This is a genomic window from Saccharopolyspora antiqui (assembly GCF_052246905.1).
GTDB lineage: Bacteria > Actinomycetota > Actinomycetes > Mycobacteriales > Pseudonocardiaceae > Saccharopolyspora.
Window position 1 is genome coordinate 181,171 of sequence record NZ_JBQQBO010000011.1, and the last position, 15,975, is coordinate 197,145.

The window sequence follows — 15,975 nt, forward strand, 5'->3', positions numbered from 1 at the left end:
GATCATCAGCGCTTGCACCCCGGCACCGCCCGGGCCGCCCCGTGTGGTTGATCCCCGTGTGGTTGATCCCCGTGTGGTTGATCACAGCGTCGACCCGTCCTTCGTGCACGGCACCGACCACAGCGACACCGATCGGCTCGCGGCGACGGTCGTCACCGACGTGCAGCAGTACTGGGCGGGGCAGTACCCGGCGGTGTTCGGTGCGCCTTGGCGGGATCTCGACGGCGGGTTCTTCTCGGTCGACACCACCGGCACCGGCAGCCCACCGCCTTGTGCGGCCGATGTGCAGGACCTGGAAGGCAACGCGTACTACTGCGGCACGGTCGATGCCATCGCCTGGGACCGCGCGGCGCTGCTACCGGTGCTGCGCGAGCACTACGGCGACGCATCGGTCGTGGTGGTGCTCGCGCACGAGTTCGGGCACGCGGTGCAGCAGCGCGCCGGAATGAACCTCGGCGAGCAGCAGGATTCGACCCGGCTGGAAGAGATGGCCGACTGCTACGCGGGATCGTTCATCCGCTGGGTGGTCGACGGCCATTCCCAGCACCTGCGCATCGACCCCGAGCAGCTGGATGGCGCGATGCGGGCGATCACCGTGTTCCGGGACCCGGTCGGCAGCAGCGGCACCGATGCGCACGGCACCGCTTTCGACCGCGTCTCGGCCTTCCAGCGAGGTTTTCTCGACGGTCCGCGACGCTGCGCGGACGTGACCGAAGCCGCGCTGGCCGCGCCGGTGCCCGATGATCCCAACCTGCCGCTGGATGCGGTGCTGAGCGCCGACGACGTGTCCGGCTACTTCGCCGCTTTCGTCGCGCGGCGCGGCGGGCGGTGGACCGCGCCGATCCGCCGCTCCACGCCCGGCTGTCCCGAATCGACCGGCCCGGTGGCGTTCTGCGCACCGCCCCCGACGGTTGTCGTCGACCGCGCGGCACTCGCCGAACCGCACCGCGGCATCGGTGATCAAGCCGTCACCACCCTGCTCGCCTCGCGGTACGCGCTGGCCGCCCTCACCGAACTCGGCCGACCCGCCAGCAGCGTGCAGATCAGCTGCCTCACCGGTGCTTTCACCGCCGCGCAACCCGCACTTTCGCCGGGGGATCTCGACGAGGCCGTCGAGATCGTCCTCGTATCCGACGACATCTCCCGCGACGCGCACGGCACCAGCTCGCTGACCGGATTCGACCGGATCGCGGCGTTTCGGACCGGAGCTCTCGGCGGCGCCACCGCCTGCGGCGCGTGAGCCGATCCGCGCCGGTGGCGTGCTGACCCAGACGGTCGGCTGGCACTGGATCTTCATCGTCAACGTGCCCATCGGGATCGGGGCCGTGCTGCTGGCGGTCCGCGTGCTCGCCCCAGAGGCCGGGGTGCGCCGCATCGGCCTCGCCATCCTCAGCTCCCTGGCGACGGCGCACACCAATGTGCTGCTGACCACCGGCGAACCACCGGTCTCGGCGATCACCAGCGGTTACCGCCTCGCGTTCGTCATCGGCGCGACCTTCGCCGCCATCGCCCTGCTCCTCGCGGCCACCGCCCTGCGCACCCGACCTGCGAGTTCGGGAGAGCAAGGGAACCTTCCTGCCACCACGCCACCGCCCGGTGCGAGCAAGGGAACCTTCCTGTCATCAGGCGGCGCGAGCATCCGTCGAGATCGCCCGTGAGGCTGATCAGTGACCCGATAGGCTGGTTCGCGCATCGGACGGCTCAAGGCCGACCGGTGGCAGGAGGACTTGGGCACCTTCAGCAGGATGGGGCGCGTCAGTGGTATCGGTATCGACGAGAAACCGACGGCGGAAGCGGATCCTCGGCACCGCGATCTCCGTGCTCGCGTGCGCCGCCCTGATCGGCGGGTGTTCGCAGGCGATCAGCGGCACGCCCACGACGCTCGGTGGCTACTCGACCACGGATGTGGCCGGGCTGCCCGCCACCAACGGCCCGAGCGGCCCGAAGGACGGCGCACCGGATTCGCCGCTGCCGGTGGAGGGCACGGACAACGGTCCGATGGACAAGCTCGCGCGCAACGCGGTCGCCGATGTCGAGGCCTACTGGACGGAGACCTTCCCGAAGGCGTTCCCCGGCAAGCAGTTCGATCCGGTCAAGCGCCTGGTCTCCTACGACTCGGCGGGCCCCGGCATCCAGTTGTGCGGCTCGAACACCGCGGGTGTGGTCAACGCCTTCTACTGCCCACCGGAAGACTTCATCGCCTGGGATCGCGGCACGCTGCTTCCGGAACTCAGCAACAGTTTCGGGCCGATGGCCGTGGTGACGGTCCTCGCGCACGAGATGGGGCACGCGGTGCAGCACCGCGCGGGCACGGCCAGCATGAACGACCAGGTGATCGTGCTGGAGCAGCAGGCCGACTGCTTCACCGGCGCGTATTTCCGGTACGTCGCCGAGGGTTCCTCGCCGTACTTCCAGGTTTCCACCGGCCAGGGCCTCAACCAGGTCATGGGCGTGCTGAACTTCATCCGCGACGCACCGGGAACCTCCGACTACGGCGGCAGCAACGCGCATGGCAGCGCGTTCGACCGGGTCACGGCGTTCCAGTACGGCTTCAGCGACGGCCCGCAGCGGTGCGCCGAGATGGACCTCAAGGACGTCGAGGAGCGCACCACGCTGTTCAAGTCCTGGAAGGCGCAGCAGGACACCGACCTGCCGATCGATCAGACCAGCCTCGACGCGGTGGAGCAGAGCCTGCGGGCGGTCTTCCGCGACACCGGCGCCGAGCCGCCGAGGATCGTCACGCAGCCGACGCAGTGCGGCCGACAGCAGTCCACCGCACCAGCTTCGTACTGCGCGGACACGAACACCGTCTCGCTGGATCTCGCGGAGCTGCAGAAGATCGCGAATCCGCCGAGCAAGGACGCGAACTCCGCCGGTTATGGCGATTTCGCCGCCTACGCCCAGGTCGCGTCCAGATACGCGCTGTCGGTGCAGAAGGCGGCGGGCCTGCCGCTGGACGACGAAGCCGCTGGGCTGCGCACCGCGTGCATGGTCGGTTCGTGGAGTGGCCTGCTGGTCGAGGATCCGCTCGGGCAGCGCAACCCGGTCGGCAATCTGCGCATCGTGCCGGAGGACATCGACGAGGGAGTGTCCGCGCTGCTCGGTGAGAACAGCCTGATCGCGGCGAACGTCAACGGCGACCAGGTGCCCGTGGGGTTCGCTCGGGTGGAGGCCTTCCGGGTCGGCGTCCAGGAGGGATTCGCCCCGTGCAGCACCAAATACGGCGCGTGAGCTGACCGCACCGTCGTGCGGTTGGACCGAGCTTCCGCGCTCACGACAGGCCTTCAGAGTGCTTCGAGCGCCTCGACGAGGGTTTGACGTCGGTCCGGGTCGAGGCGCTGGAGGCGTTGGGCCAGGCCCGGCCGGACGCGCGCGGCGATCGCGGCGGTGGTGCGCGCACCCTGCGCGGTGAGCGCGAGGCGGGATCGCCGGGAGTCGTCGGGGTCGATGCGCCGCTCGACGAGACCGGCCTTGGCGAGCTTGGTCAGCGCACGACTCACGACGGCCGGGTTGAGGCCGAGGTCGGCCACCAGCCCGCCTGGGGTGTCGACCCCCAGCTCGACGGTGCGCAGCGCCAGGAAATCGGCGAGATCGAGGTCCGCGGCGGCCGCGACGTGCGTTCGCGCGTCGGCCAGCACAGACTTGCTGAGTCGGAAGAGGGCGTCGAGGAGCCGCAGCTCCGGGGCCGGATCACTCACCCGAGCAGCCTACCAAGGGCAACTATTGACAGATGTCAATTATTTGCTTCACTGGAGGACATGACCGCGAGCACGCCTGGCCCGGCGCGAGTCGACTTCCACCACCACATCTTCCCCAGCGGCGAGCTGTCCGAATCCCTGCAGCGCACGCTCGCCGCGGAAACCGGCTGGCGCTTCCCCATCGGCGCGATGCGCTGGACGCCCGAAACCAGCCTCGCGTTCATGGACGGCCTCGGCATCAAGACCGCGATCCTCTCGCTGCCCAACGACCTGGACCGGAATCTGCCCGCGCAGCAACGCCGAACATTCGCCCGCGACGTCAACGCGCTCGCCCGCCAGGCAGTCGACGACCACCCCGGCCGGTTCGGCTTCTTCGCGCATCTCCCGACACCCACGGACATCGACGCCGCGCTCGACGAACTGACCTACGCGCTCGACGAACTGGACGCCGACGGCGTCACGTTTACGAACGTCTACGGCACCGGCGAGCAAGCCCACTCGCTGGGCGACGACATCTTCGAGCCGCTCTGGGCCGAACTCAACCGGCGCGGCACGCTCGTCTTCCTCCACGGCGAGCAGACCCCAGGGCGCAACCGGATGCCGAACAGGTTCCTGCCCACACCGGTGAGCGAGGTGCCCAACGAAACCTACAAAGCCGCCGCGGACCTCGTCACCAGCGGCCGGAAACGGCAGTACCCGAACGTGCGGATCATCCTGTCGCACTCCGGCGGCAGCACACCGGTGCTCGCCGCCCGGGTCGCCGTGCTGTCGCACTACCTGGGCTGCGAGCTCACCCCCGAGGAGATCGTCGCCGACTTCCGCACGTTCTACTTCGAGACGGCGCTGTCGGGTTTCGAGACCAACCTGGTCGCGCTGGAGAATTTCGTGCCACCAAACCGGATCCTCTTCGGCACCGACTTCCCAGCGGTGAGCCCGGAAATGGCCAGCTGGTACACCAACAACGTCGACAACCACTTCGCGGCCCGTCCCGAACTCCTCGCGCAGGTCCTGCACGGCAACGCGCACGCACTGCTACCCGGACTGGCATGAACTCCCGCACCGCCGTTCGAGGATTGGCCAGTCGCGGCACCAGACAACCCGAACCGCCCATGGACGTCCCACGGCCATGGACATCGAACGACATCTCGACTGGGACGGTTGCCACAACGCACGCGATCTCGGTGGCCTCCGGGTGGCGGGAACCGACCGGAAAATCCGTTGGGGCGCGGTGGTTCGCTGCGACGACCCCGCCGCCCTCACCGCAGCCGGTTGGTCGGCGCTACGGCAACACGGCATCCGCACGATCATCGACCTCACCGGGGACGACGAACGAGAACCGGACACCGCACCCCGCCCGGCCGAATTGACCACCACCCACCTGCCGCTGGACGACCACTCCGACACCGAGTTCTGGGCGCGGTGGGGCGGCGGCATTTCCTGCACCCCGCTGTACTACCAGGCTTTCCTGGACCGGTTCCCGCAGCGCACCGCGGCCGTGGTCACCGCGATCGCACGGGCCGAGCCGGGTGGTGTCCTGGTGCACTGCGGCGGCGGACGCGACCGCACCGGCCTGATCGTGCTGGTCCTGCTGGCCGTACTCGGTGTCAGCCCGGCGGACATCGCCGAGGACCACGCCCTCAGCCACACCCGCCTCGCACCGCTCTACGAGCGGCTGGGCCTGCCGGATGACGCACCGAAGATCGCGCAGATCATCGCTGAACGAGGCACCACCGCGCACGAACTCATCCACACCGCGGTGACCTCGCGCGACATTGCGGCATACCTGCGCGCCAGCGGTGTCACCGATGCGGACCTGACCGCGCTGCGCAACCGGCTGCTCGCCTGAGCAGGCGTGCGGGTCGGCGCTGGGCAGCACGTGCTCGTGAGCGAAAAGGCCGGTTCCCACCGGCGCGGCCGCTCGCGACCCGCAGCACCACGCCGATCCGCGCGCGCCGCGTCAGAACAGTGCGCTGGCCAACGCCCGGCGGGCCGCGCCGACCCGCTCGTCGCCGTCGGGGAAGACCTCGAACATCTCGATCAGGTGCCGCCGAATCCGGTCCCGATCATCGCCCGAGGTGCGCTTGATCGCGCGAACCAGCCGGTCGAAACCGGCCTCGACGCGACCGACGGCCACTTCGGCATCGGCGGCGGCGAGCTGCGCGTCGATGTCCTCGGGTGTCGCGTCGGCCCGCTCGATCGCCGCCGGATCGGCCTGCTCGGCCCGCGCGGTGAAGCGGACCTGCGCGAGCGCGGCCTTCGCTTGCTCGTTGTTCGGCTCGCTGTCGAGGATCTTCTGGTAAGCGGCTTCGGCGGTCGGGTAGTCGCCGCGCTCCAAGGCCTCCTCGGCCGCACTGAACCGCAGGTCCTCGGGCTCCTCGGCGGCCGGCTCGGCACCCTGCTGCTGCTCGGCAGCCCGGATTCCGGGCATCTGGTCGCGCAGGGCGCCCAGCAGCGAGTCGATCCACTGCCGGATCTGCGGCTCCGGCTGCGCACCCGCGAAGGCATCCACCGGCTGCCCACCAGCGACCGCGATCACCGTGGGCACCGACTGCACCTGGAACAACTGCGCGATCCGCGGGTTCGCGTCGACGTCGATCTTGGCCAGCACCCAGGCGCCGTTGCCTTCCGTGGCGAGGCGTTCGAGCACCGGCGAAAGCTGCTTGCACGGTCCGCACCAGGTCGCCCACAGGTCGATGACCACCGGCACCTGCATGGACTTCTCGACCACCTCGGCCTGGAAGGTGGCCTCGGTGACCTCCACGATCGGCGAATTCGCCGACGCGGCACCGCCGTCGCCGTTGGTGGCTGCCTGATTGGCCGCCCGAGCGGTGGCCTCAGCCCGGTTCTTCAGGGCCGACAGGTCGACTGCGCCCGCCATCGCGGCGGACATCGCTGCTGCGTTCTGGCGTGGATCCGGCCTCGTCACACCACCATCCTGACACGTCCCACGAGCCGGGTGGTGGCAGGGCGGCGGATGTTCGCGCTCAGCGTGCCCCAGGGGAGGCCGGGAACGACACGCCGAAACCTCTCAAGATCAATTCGAAAAAGTGAACTAATGCCACTCGAACAGGTGGCATTGCGGGTTGCCCCCTCAGGTTCGGCGGCCTTGATCACCGAAGGGGGAACAGAGCCCGCGAGGGACGGTTGTTTTCTCACGGGTCTGCGGGGCCTCCGATTAGAGGACCTTCAGCCAGTAGTTCGACGAGAGGTACAGAACAGTGCGTATTGCAACCCGTGTTGCCGGTGTCGCCGGTGCCGCCGCTCTCGGCGTCATGACCCTCGGCACCACCGCATTCGCGGACAGCGCCGACAACGACGGCGTCAACCTGCTTGACGACAACAACGTCAGCGCCATCCCGGTGCAGCTGTGCGGCAACAACGTCGGCGCCCTGATCGGCATCGTCGTGCCGATCCTGTCGCCGCAGGCCAACGAATGCGTCAACGCGCCGATCGTGGATCACCCGAAGGCCGACAGCTGACGGCACGCGCGTTAACGGGTGTGGGGTGGCTTCGACGTCGACGCCACCCCACACCTTTTCGCCGTGTTCACCAGCGCGGGTCACCGGTCAAGAGGTCTCCCGCAGGTGCTCCTCCACCCGACGCACCTTCTCGTGCAGTTGATTGGTGTAACCAGGCCGAATGTCCGCTTTGAGCACCAGGCTGGTGCGCGGGGCGTGCGCCGACACCGCCTCCGTGGCGCGTTTCACCACGTCCATCACCTCATCCCACTCCCCTTCGATGGTGGTGAACATCGATGTCGTCTCGTGCGGCAGACCGGACTCCCGCACCACCTTCACCGCCGCCGCCACCGCTTCGCTCACGCTGTCGCTGTCCCCGGCACCGCTCGGGGCCACGCTGAACGCCACCAACACGTCTGCTCCTCGAAGTTCCAGTCCGGCCTCGTCCGCCGGTCGTTGCGATCATGCTCGGCACGGCACCACTGTCGCCGATTTCATGCGTCGTGGCACCACAGCCATCAACTGGCCGGGTAACCGCTGCTAGCGTCGAACACCATGAGCACCCGAAGTCCACTGCCCTTCGATCCCATCGCGCGCGCGGCCGAGATCTGGGCCGACCGGGTAGGCCCGTCCACGACCATGGCCGCGGTGACGAGCGTGATGCGGGTGCAGCAGATCCTGCAGTCCGCGGTCGACAACGCGCTGCGACCGCACAACCTGACGTTCGCCCGGTACGAGGCGCTGGTGCTGCTGACCTTCTCGCGGCGCGGCAGCCTCCCGATGCGCGTCATGGGCGACCGGCTTCAGCTGCACCCGACCAGCGTCACCAACATCGTCGATCGACTGGAGCAGGACGGCCTGGTGCGGCGCATGCCGCACCCCACGGACCGCCGCACCACCCTGGTGGAAATCACCGACGACGGCCGCGACCTGATGAAGAAAGCCACCGAGTCGGTCACCGACATCGACTTCGGGCTGCGCGGCATCACCGAGCGGCAGACCCAACAGCTGACCGAACTGCTCGGCAAAGTGCGGCACGCGGCTGGCGACTTCTGAGCGTCAATTCAACTCGCGCAGCACGTACCGGACGCGGCCCCAGAACGTCGGCTCGTCCGAATCCGGCTCGACCAACAGTCCGCGCCGGTTCGCCCAACGCTCGAACCACACCGACGCCAACGGGGGGACCGACGCGACCAACGCCAGGACCAGCACCCGGAACCGCCAGCGCAGCGGGCTGAACACCACCAGGCTGGTCACCACGTAGGCGGTGAAGACCAGCCCGTGGATCCAACCCATGATCGTCACACCCAGCGGCTGGTGCAGGCCGTACTTGAACGCCATCGCCACCAGCAGACCGGCCCACGAGAACGCCTCGGCGATCGCCACCAACCGGAACCAACCGGCACACGTACGCGGCACGTCAAACCCACTTCCGTTTCAGCGGCACTCCCCTGCGAGTGTGCCGGGTGTCGCCGGTCACACCGATATCGGTCCGTTACGGGCGGGTCTGGTCGTCGCCCCAGGACGGGCAAGCGGGGTTGCCGCCGATGATCGGAGTGGCGATGATCTCCGGTCGGTCGTAGCCGTGGTTGGCCTTGAGATGCTCGACCAGTGCGGCCAGCCACGCCGTCGAGGTCTTGACCTGCAGCTGCCACTCGGTGTCGTCCGCCACACGAAGAAGCTGCGGATCGGCACGACCTGCACGCACGCCCCCAACCGGACCTCGACGACACCGCGGGCCAACTCGGCCGCCAACTCCTCGGAGTCGGCGGCCGTCACGACCTGCACCTGATCAGCCATGCGCCCAGCCCACCCCAGCCGGGGCCAGGAATGACAGCAAGGTTCCCTTCCTCTCACCCAGCGCCGTTGGGATGACAGGAAGGTTCCCATGCTGCGGCTTTGCCGCCCCGGTGGTGACAGGAAGGTTCCCTTGCTCCGCATCCGGGCTGGAGCGGGTGCCAGGATGTGCGTGCCGGAGTCGAGGAACGTGAGGGACGACATGCTGCATCTGTTGTTGCTGCGGTACACGGCCTCCGAGCAGGAAGCGGCACCGTTCGTCGCGGCCCACGTCGAGTTTCTGGAGCAGCACCACGGCGACGGCACTTTCGTGCTCTCGGGTCAGACAATTCCCTCGGAGCTCGGGGGTGCGATCCTGGCTCGGGGCGTTGACCGCGCTCAGGTCGAGAAGATCGTTGCTCAGGACCCGTTCGTCGTGCGTGGCGTCGGCGAGTACGTGATCACGACGATCGATCCGGGCCGAGTGCACCTGGCCCTGGCCGAACTCGTCGGTGCCGATGCCTCTCGCGTGCGTGGCTGATCAGATCTTCCAGTGGCACCGCTCGGCTCGTAGCATGGCGCGGTCAACTACGACCTCGGCTGAACGAACCTCGCGGCCCGGTAGGTAGCCCGGGCGGCCGGTGGTGGTGTTAGCCCACCTCGGCCCGTTGTCCCTGGACGGGCAGGGAAACCAGTGCAGCCAGGCTGATTCGTCATGCCTGGAGGTAGGTTTCCATAAGCGGGGTGTTCACCCTTTTCCACGACGGGCAGTTCTGGGTCGGGATCTACGAGATCCACCAGGACGGACACGTCCGCGCGGCCAGACACGTCTTCCGCGCCGAGCCCACCAACGCCGAACTGGCGGAGTTCGCTGCCGGGCCCGGTTTCGCGGCCTTGGCCCGACGCGCCCACGCCGCACCGGCGGCGCCTGCGAACAACCGGACCGAAGCGAACAATCGTCGCCTTGCCAAGCGCGCCCGCAGAACCGGGCAGGACGACGGGGTGGGCACGGCCGCCCAGCGTGCGCTCCAGGAGTCGATGGCGGAGCGCGCCGTGGAGAACAAGGCTGCCCACAAACGCCGACAGGCCGAACAAGCCCAACACCGACGCCGCATCGCTCGGGAGAAAGCCAAGGCGAAACACCGAGGCCGATGAGAGCAAGGGAACCTTCCTGTCACCGCACCCGGCACGGACCGGCGCCAAGCGCGGAGAAGGGAACCAACCTGTCATCCACCGAGCGCGGTGTCGGCGCCGCAGCATGGGAACCTTTCTGTCACGCCACCGTCAGCGGCGGGCGCCGCGCAGCACGTTCGCTTCGGTGCTGAGGTAGTTGTTCTGGTAGTCGAATCGCTGGGCGTCGGAGAACAGCAGCCAGTAGTACTTCATCTGCTCCGACCACCAGTAGCCCGGACAGGTGTCCTCTTGCGACGGCGGGTTCGCCGTGACGTCCGCGAGGCTGGCGAACCCGTAGGTGGTCTTGGACGTTTTCAGCATGTTCTCGAAGTGGAGGTTCGCGCGTTCCCGGAAGATCTCGTCGCCGGTGGCCAACCACAGCATGAACGCGGAATCCGCGAACTCGGGTCGCAGCGCGTTGCTCCGGTCGGTGGCCGACATCGTCGAGTAGTCCACTGAGGTCGGAATCACGCCGAACTCGTCCTGCACGATGTTGAACGCGTCGTGGTAGGCCCGGCCCTCGGTGAGTCGGCCGGACTCGCCGAGCAGACCGGCGTAGAACGCGGCGAGCACGCTCTGGTCGCGGCTGAGGACGTCGCCGGTGAACGCGTCAACTTGCGGGAACCACAACAGGTTCTGGTGTCGTTCGGCCTGGTGGGCCAGGATCGCGTCGGTGAGCGTGTCGTACCACTGGCGGAGTTCCTCGTCGCCGAACAGCACGTACCCGTCCCACAGGTATTCGTAGTAGGAGTCGCCCGGCGGGCCGACGGTCGCCTGGCGGTTGCGCCACTCACCGGTTTCGGCGTGGATGTCGTGCGGCAGCAACCCGAGTTCGGTCCGCTTGTCGAAAGCGACCCGCATGGCTTGTTTGGCGAGGTCGAAGTAGCGCCGGTCGCCGGTCCACTCCGACAGCACCCCGAATTCGGCGATATAGGTGCCGATCTCGACTATGTTGGTTTCCGGGACGCTGACCGCGCCGGTCGCCAGGTTCACGTAGCGGTAGGGCAAACCGGTTGGCGACTCGGTGAAAGCCGGGAGCAGCCGGTCGGCCACATCGACGGCCAACTCCAGCAGCCGCTGGTCACCCGTGCAGTGGTAGGCGGAGGCGAGCCCGCCGACCATGCGGATGTTGGTCTCGAACACCTGGAACGGCGCATCGACGTCGAAGCTCAGGTTGTCCTTGATCCACTGCACCGCCTGTTGAACTTCCGCGTCGGCTTCCATCAGCCACAACGTGTCGACTGCTTCGACCAGGCTCAGCCCGATGGAGTGGCCTTCGACGAAGAAGTCCTCGCGACCGCCGGAGATCGGCTTGATGTGGTCGGCCCCCAACGCCCGCTCGACGTAGTGCTGCCATGCCCACAGGTACTCGCGCCGCACCGCTTCAGCGACCGGTTTCCAGTCCCGGCGAGCCGACGCCATCGGTGATGACATCGCCAGCAGCCCGCCTGCGACAGTCGCACCTCCCAACAGACGCAGCGCGGTTCTCCTGGGCACGCCTCGGGGCATCGCCGCCTCCTCACTTAGACAACCTTGTCAAGCCAGTCCACCGTGGTCGCCCGGTGACATCCAGGTCAATGCGAATCACCGTTCCTGTCCGATTTCGACATGGCGGGGGTGCCGTTCAGCCGCGCGGAATGCCGCCGTCCGAGGACTTGACCAACGGCGATGATCCACAACCTCGTCACCCAACATCCGCCAACGATGCGAGCAAGGGAACCTTCCTGTCACGGCGGCCTCAGCAAAACCGCAGCATGGGAACCTTCCTGTCACCTGCCACGCAGCGGACGCGTCCTGCGGTGGGCTGGGCATCGGCTGCGGTGGGTGCGAGGAAGGGAACCTTCCTGTCACTCCGGGCCCGGGTTGGGGTGGTGTTCGGGTTCGGGCGGTGGGCGGGTGGTTGGGTCGGCCAGCGGCTGGCGTGGGTCGGGTGTGCGCGTGGTCGGTCGGTGCCATTGACAAACGGGCTCGGTCTGCGATCCAATGCCGGTCGCCATGACAACGTTGTCTGATTCTGGGAACGTCCGCCGCGCCACGATGAACGATGTGGCGCGGCTCGCGGGTGTGAGCATCAAAACCGTGTCGCGGGTCGTCAACGTCGAAAGCGGCGTTCATCCAGCGACCGCAGAACGGGTGCTGGCCGCGATCGACCAGTTGGGGTTCCGCCGCAACCTCAGCGCCCGCAACCTCCGGCGGGGCACTGGGACCGGCACGCTGGGGCTGGTCCTGGAGGACTTGGCGAACCCGTTCTACTCGGTGCTGACCCGCGCGGTCGAGGAAGTCGCGCGGATCCAGGGCAAACAGGTCCTGACCGGCTCATCCGACGAGGACCCGGCGCGGGAACGCGAGCTGGTTCTGGAGTTCTGCGCACGTCGAGTCGACGGGCTGCTCGTCGTTCCAGCTGGTCACCAGCACGGTTACATCGCGCACGAGATCAACGCGGGCACCCCGGTGGTGTTCGTGGACCGGCCGCCGGGCAATCTCGACGCCGACACCGTGCTGATCGACAACGCCGGTGGCACCGCTCAGGCCGCACGGCACCTGGCCGAGCACGGGCACCGGGAAATCGCGTTCCTGGGTGACGCCCCGGAAATCCACACGGCCGCCGAACGACTGCGGGGCTTCCGGGAAGGCTGCGCACAAGCCGACGTGCCGTTCAACCCGGACCTGGTCCTGATGGGCCCGCACACCGACGAGTCGGTCGCACAGGCGTTGCGCACCTCGCTGCAACGCGCCACCGCACTGGTGACGGGCAACAACCGGATCACCATCCACGCCTTGCGCGCGCTGGCCGGTCAGCCGCGGCGCCCGGCGCTCGTCGGCTTCGACGACTTCGAACTCGCCGATCTCCTTGACCCGCCGATCAGCGTGGTCACCCACGACACCTGGGCGCTGGGACGATCGGCTGCCGAGTTGCTGTTCGCGCGGCTGGACGGCGACAGCACGCCGCCACGCCGCGCGGTCATCCCCACTCGGCTGTTGGCCCGAGGTTCCGGAGAGGTAACACCTTGAGTTCTGTCCACAATGAGCAAACCGGCCCGGCGTCCGCGATCGCCCTGCCCGCCAATCAGCCCCGCCAGTTCTACCGGGGTGGCGCGTCGATCGCGGCGCTGCGCGGGGACGGCGACGACCGCGAGTTCGGCCCGGAAGACTGGGTCGCGTCCACCACGACGCGGTTCGGCCAGCCCGAGTCGGGGCTTTCCCGACTACCGGACGGGCGCTGGCTGCGCGACGCGGTGACAGCCGAACCCGAACGGTGGCTGGGGGCCGAGCACGTGGCGGCCTTCGGCGACAGCACCGCGCTGCTGGTCAAGCTGTTGGATGCCGGGCAGCGACTGCCGGTGCACTGCCACCCGTCGGATGGCTTCGCCCAGCAGCACTTGGGTTCCCGGTTCGGCAAGACCGAAGCGTGGATCGTGGTCGGCACGACCGGCTCGAACCCGGTGGTGCATCTGGGTTTCCGCGATGATGTCGCGCCGGAGACGGTTGCCGAATGGGTGGCCACCCAGGATTCCTCGGCGATGCTCGGTTCACTCAACGAGATCCCGGTCCGCCCAGGTGACACCGTGCACGTACCGGCGGGGACGCCGCACGCGATCGGTGCGGGCGTGTTCATCGTGGAGTTGCAGCAACCGACGGACTTCTCGATCACCCTGGAATGGCAGGGATTCCTCGCCGACGCCGAGGGCGCGTTCCTCGGTTTGGACCGGCCGACCGCCCTCGAAACGGTCAACCGCAGCGGGTTCGACGACGCAGTGCTGAACTCGCTGATCAAGCACACCGCGGACCAGGCGACTTCCCGCGTTCCGCTGCTCGCCGAGGACGCGGCACCGTTCTTCCGCGCCGACCGCCTGCACGGGACCGTCGAACTCGAACCGTCCTTCGGTGTCCTCATCGTGTTGGACGGGAGCGGGAACCTGCGCTCAGACCACGGCGCCGACCTGTCGCTGCACCGCGGCAGCACCGCCGTCGTCTCGCACTCCGCCGGGGCCGCGCAACTGGAAGGCGACCTCACCGTGGTGCACTGCCGACCGCCGTCCGCTGGGAGCCGGAGATGACCGAACCACTACTGGAAGCCCGTGACCTGGTCAAACGATACGGGAGCGTGGAGGCACTGCGCGGCGCGTCGTTCACCGTCCAACCAGGCGAAGTCGTCGCCCTAATCGGCGACAACGGCGCGGGCAAATCAACACTGGTGAAATGCCTTTCGGGCGTCGAGCAGCCGGATTCCGGGCAGATCCTGGTCTCCGGCAAGCCGGTGACGCTCGACTCCCCCGCCGCGGCACGCGCCCACGGCATCGAAACCGCGTACCAGGACCTCGCGGTGGCGCCGGACCTCGACCCGGCCGCGAACCTGTTCCTGGGCCGGGAAATTCGACGGCCCGGCGTGCTCGGGCGACTCGGCATGCTGGACAAGGCGAAAATGCGCACCCAGGCCGCCGAGCAGTTCGCCAAGTTCGGGGTGTCGCTGCCGGACCTGTCCGTGCCGATCGGCTCGCTGTCCGGCGGACAGCGGCAGAGCGTCGCGGTCGCGCGTTCGGTGGCATGGGCCAACAAGCTCGTGTTCATGGACGAACCCACCGCCGCGTTGGGTGTCGTGCAGCGCGAACGCGTCCTGGACGTGATCCGCAGAGTTCGCGACACCGGCATCGCGGTCGTGCTGATCAGCCACAACATGCCTGAAGTGCTGTCGGTGGCCGATCGGGTCGAGGTGCTGCGCCTCGGCAGCCGGGTGGCGCGGTTCAACGCCGCCGAGGCGAGTTTGGAAGACCTGGTCGGCGCCATGACCGGCGCGCTGTCACAGGAGGACGCGAGCTGATGTCCACCCAGCAGGAAACACCGGAGTCCACTGTGGAGAAGAAGCCCGACGCGCCGACCAAGGGCCTCGGCGCGCGGCTGACCAGCTCGAACACGCTCTGGACGGGCTTGGTGCTCGTCGCGTTGTGCGTGCTGTTCAGCGTGCTGCGCCCGGATGCGTTCCCCACCCTGTTCAACATCCAGAACCTGCTGGTGCAGGCCGCCCCGCTGCTGATGCTCGCCGTCGGCATGACCTTCGTGATCATCACCTCCGGCATCGACCTGTCGGTGGGCTCGGTTCTGGTGTTCTCCGGGGTCATCTCCGCGATGACCATGGAATGGCTCAGCGGCGGTGACGCCACGAACGCCGGTTGGGTCGTGATCGCGATCGGCCTGCTGGTGGCGCTCGTCGGCGGTGCCGTGTGGGGTGTGCTGAACGGGTTGCTCGTGGCGGTCGCGCGGGTTCCCGCGCTGATCGTCACGCTCGGCTCGTTCGGGGCGGCACTCGGTGCCGCCCAGCTGCTCACCAACGGTGTCGACGTGCGCACGGTGCCCAGCGCGCTGCGGCAAACCCTCGGCACCGGAACATCGTTCGTGGTGGTGCCGAACCTGGTGATCCTCGCGGCAGTGATCACGCTGCTGACCATCTGGCTGCTGCAAACCACCGTCTTCGGCCGCTACACGTACGCGATCGGCTCGAACGCCGAAGCCGCCCGCCGCAGCGGCATCAAGGTCACCCGCCACCTGGTCGCCGTCTACACCCTGACCGGGGTGCTGGCGGGGCTGGCCGGATTCATGTCGCTGGCCTACTTCGGCACCACCACGATCAGCGGGCACAGCAACGACAACCTCAATGCCATCGCGGCCGTCGTGCTGGGCGGGACCAGCCTGTTCGGCGGCATCGGGACGGTGCTCGGCAGCGTCATCGGCGTGTTCATCCCGGCGGTGCTGGACGCCGGGTTCGTGATGGCCGGGGTTCGCCCCTTCTGGCAACCGATCGCGGTCGGCGCAGTGCTGGTCGCCGCGGTGTGGATGGACCAACGCCGACGGCGGGCGCGCAACAACCGCTGACC

18 protein-coding genes and 1 pseudogene are annotated in these 15,975 nt (G+C 68.3%); 13 read left to right on the forward strand and 6 right to left on the reverse strand.

Annotated elements, in window-relative coordinates; genetic code table 11:
- Positions 1–73 precede the first annotated feature (73 nt).
- The 3 genes from ACTWQN_RS19265 (at position 74) to ACTWQN_RS19275 (ending at position 3,231) form a co-directional block, all read left to right on the forward strand.
- Positions 74–1,240 (forward strand): neutral zinc metallopeptidase, encoded by a 1,167-nt coding sequence (locus ACTWQN_RS19265; protein WP_443204886.1) that lies wholly within the window; start codon positions 74–76, stop codon positions 1,238–1,240.
- 19 nt (positions 1,241–1,259) lie between these two features.
- On the forward strand, positions 1,260–1,658 hold the full coding sequence (locus tag ACTWQN_RS19270) for a hypothetical protein (protein WP_443204887.1): 399 nt from the start codon (positions 1,260–1,262) through the stop codon (positions 1,656–1,658).
- Positions 1,659–1,818: 160 nt separating this feature from the next.
- Positions 1,819–3,231: a neutral zinc metallopeptidase gene (locus ACTWQN_RS19275; RefSeq protein WP_443204888.1), complete on the forward strand. Its 1,413-nt coding sequence runs from the start codon at positions 1,819–1,821 to the stop codon at positions 3,229–3,231.
- Positions 3,232–3,284: 53 nt separating this feature from the next.
- On the opposite strand, the gene ACTWQN_RS19280 is transcribed toward ACTWQN_RS19275, so the two are convergent.
- Complete coding sequence (locus tag ACTWQN_RS19280) at positions 3,285–3,698, reverse strand: MarR family winged helix-turn-helix transcriptional regulator (RefSeq protein WP_443204889.1); 414 nt, start codon at positions 3,696–3,698, stop codon at positions 3,285–3,287.
- A gap of 60 nt (positions 3,699–3,758) precedes the next feature.
- On the opposite strand from ACTWQN_RS19280, the gene ACTWQN_RS19285 reads away from it, so the two are divergent.
- Together ACTWQN_RS19285 and ACTWQN_RS19290 are read left to right on the forward strand one after the other, a co-directional pair.
- Positions 3,759–4,748, forward strand: a complete 990-nt coding sequence (locus tag ACTWQN_RS19285) for an amidohydrolase family protein (RefSeq protein WP_443204890.1) — start codon at positions 3,759–3,761, stop codon at positions 4,746–4,748.
- A gap of 76 nt (positions 4,749–4,824) precedes the next feature.
- Entirely contained in the window at positions 4,825–5,544 is a 720-nt protein-coding gene (locus tag ACTWQN_RS19290) for a tyrosine-protein phosphatase (protein ID WP_443204891.1), read from the forward strand.
- Positions 5,545–5,655: 111 nt separating this feature from the next.
- On the opposite strand, the gene ACTWQN_RS19295 is transcribed toward ACTWQN_RS19290, so the two are convergent.
- Positions 5,656–6,576, reverse strand: coding sequence for a tetratricopeptide repeat protein (locus tag ACTWQN_RS19295; protein ID WP_443204942.1), 921 nt, complete (start codon positions 6,574–6,576; stop codon positions 5,656–5,658).
- 340 nt (positions 6,577–6,916) lie between these two features.
- Here ACTWQN_RS19295 and ACTWQN_RS19300 point away from each other — a divergent pair, with 340 nt between their 5' ends.
- Entirely contained in the window at positions 6,917–7,177 is a 261-nt protein-coding gene (locus ACTWQN_RS19300) for a hypothetical protein (protein WP_443204892.1), read from the forward strand.
- An 87-nt stretch (positions 7,178–7,264) separates the two neighbouring features.
- Here ACTWQN_RS19300 and ACTWQN_RS19305 read toward each other — a convergent pair whose 3' ends face one another.
- Positions 7,265–7,570 carry an MTH1187 family thiamine-binding protein gene (locus tag ACTWQN_RS19305; RefSeq protein ID WP_443204893.1) on the reverse strand — a complete coding sequence of 102 codons (306 nt, stop codon included), beginning with the start codon at positions 7,568–7,570 and terminating at the stop codon, positions 7,265–7,267.
- Positions 7,571–7,711: 141 nt separating this feature from the next.
- Between ACTWQN_RS19305 and ACTWQN_RS19310 the strand changes: the two genes are divergently transcribed.
- On the forward strand, positions 7,712–8,212 hold the full coding sequence (locus ACTWQN_RS19310; RefSeq protein WP_443204894.1) for a MarR family winged helix-turn-helix transcriptional regulator: 501 nt from the start codon (positions 7,712–7,714) through the stop codon (positions 8,210–8,212).
- 3 nt (positions 8,213–8,215) lie between these two features.
- Here ACTWQN_RS19310 and ACTWQN_RS19315 read toward each other — a convergent pair whose 3' ends face one another.
- Both ACTWQN_RS19315 and cutA read right to left on the reverse strand, forming a co-directional pair.
- On the reverse strand, positions 8,216–8,575 hold the full coding sequence (locus ACTWQN_RS19315; protein WP_443204895.1) for a DUF3817 domain-containing protein: 360 nt from the start codon (positions 8,573–8,575) through the stop codon (positions 8,216–8,218).
- A 76-nt stretch (positions 8,576–8,651) separates the two neighbouring features.
- A pseudogene (cutA, locus tag ACTWQN_RS19320) lies at positions 8,652–9,157 on the reverse strand (divalent-cation tolerance protein CutA).
- Here cutA and ACTWQN_RS19325 point away from each other — a divergent pair.
- Complete coding sequence (locus ACTWQN_RS19325) at positions 9,120–9,473, forward strand: YciI family protein (RefSeq protein ID WP_443204896.1); 354 nt, start codon at positions 9,120–9,122, stop codon at positions 9,471–9,473. The pseudogene cutA and the gene ACTWQN_RS19325 sit on opposite strands and share 38 nt — an antisense overlap.
- Before the next feature lie 203 nt (positions 9,474–9,676).
- The gene (locus tag ACTWQN_RS19330; RefSeq protein WP_443204897.1) at positions 9,677–10,087 is read left to right on the forward strand and encodes a YjdF family protein; all 411 of its coding nucleotides are present in this window, start codon (positions 9,677–9,679) and stop codon (positions 10,085–10,087) included.
- 129 nt (positions 10,088–10,216) lie between these two features.
- Here the strand turns inward: ACTWQN_RS19330 and ACTWQN_RS19335 are convergent, their stop codons facing one another.
- Positions 10,217–11,614: a glycoside hydrolase family 47 protein gene (locus ACTWQN_RS19335; protein ID WP_443204898.1), complete on the reverse strand. Its 1,398-nt coding sequence runs from the start codon at positions 11,612–11,614 to the stop codon at positions 10,217–10,219.
- A gap of 528 nt (positions 11,615–12,142) precedes the next feature.
- Here ACTWQN_RS19335 and ACTWQN_RS19340 point away from each other — a divergent pair.
- Genes ACTWQN_RS19340 through ACTWQN_RS19355 form a run of 4 tightly spaced genes read left to right on the forward strand, consistent with a single transcriptional unit; the run spans position 12,143 to position 15,973 of the window.
- Positions 12,143–13,117: a LacI family DNA-binding transcriptional regulator gene (locus ACTWQN_RS19340; RefSeq protein ID WP_443204899.1), complete on the forward strand. Its 975-nt coding sequence runs from the start codon at positions 12,143–12,145 to the stop codon at positions 13,115–13,117.
- Positions 13,114–14,163 carry a class I mannose-6-phosphate isomerase gene (locus ACTWQN_RS19345; RefSeq protein WP_443204900.1) on the forward strand — a complete coding sequence of 350 codons (1,050 nt, stop codon included), beginning with the start codon at positions 13,114–13,116 and terminating at the stop codon, positions 14,161–14,163. Before ACTWQN_RS19340 ends, ACTWQN_RS19345 begins: the two co-directional genes overlap by 4 nt.
- Positions 14,160–14,924 carry an ATP-binding cassette domain-containing protein gene (locus ACTWQN_RS19350; RefSeq protein WP_443204901.1) on the forward strand — a complete coding sequence of 255 codons (765 nt, stop codon included), beginning with the start codon at positions 14,160–14,162 and terminating at the stop codon, positions 14,922–14,924. Before ACTWQN_RS19345 ends, ACTWQN_RS19350 begins: the two co-directional genes overlap by 4 nt.
- Positions 14,924–15,973 carry an ABC transporter permease gene (locus ACTWQN_RS19355; RefSeq protein ID WP_443204902.1) on the forward strand — a complete coding sequence of 350 codons (1,050 nt, stop codon included), beginning with the start codon at positions 14,924–14,926 and terminating at the stop codon, positions 15,971–15,973. The genes ACTWQN_RS19350 and ACTWQN_RS19355 overlap by 1 nt, the downstream gene beginning before the upstream one ends.
- Positions 15,974–15,975: the final 2 nt, after the last annotated feature.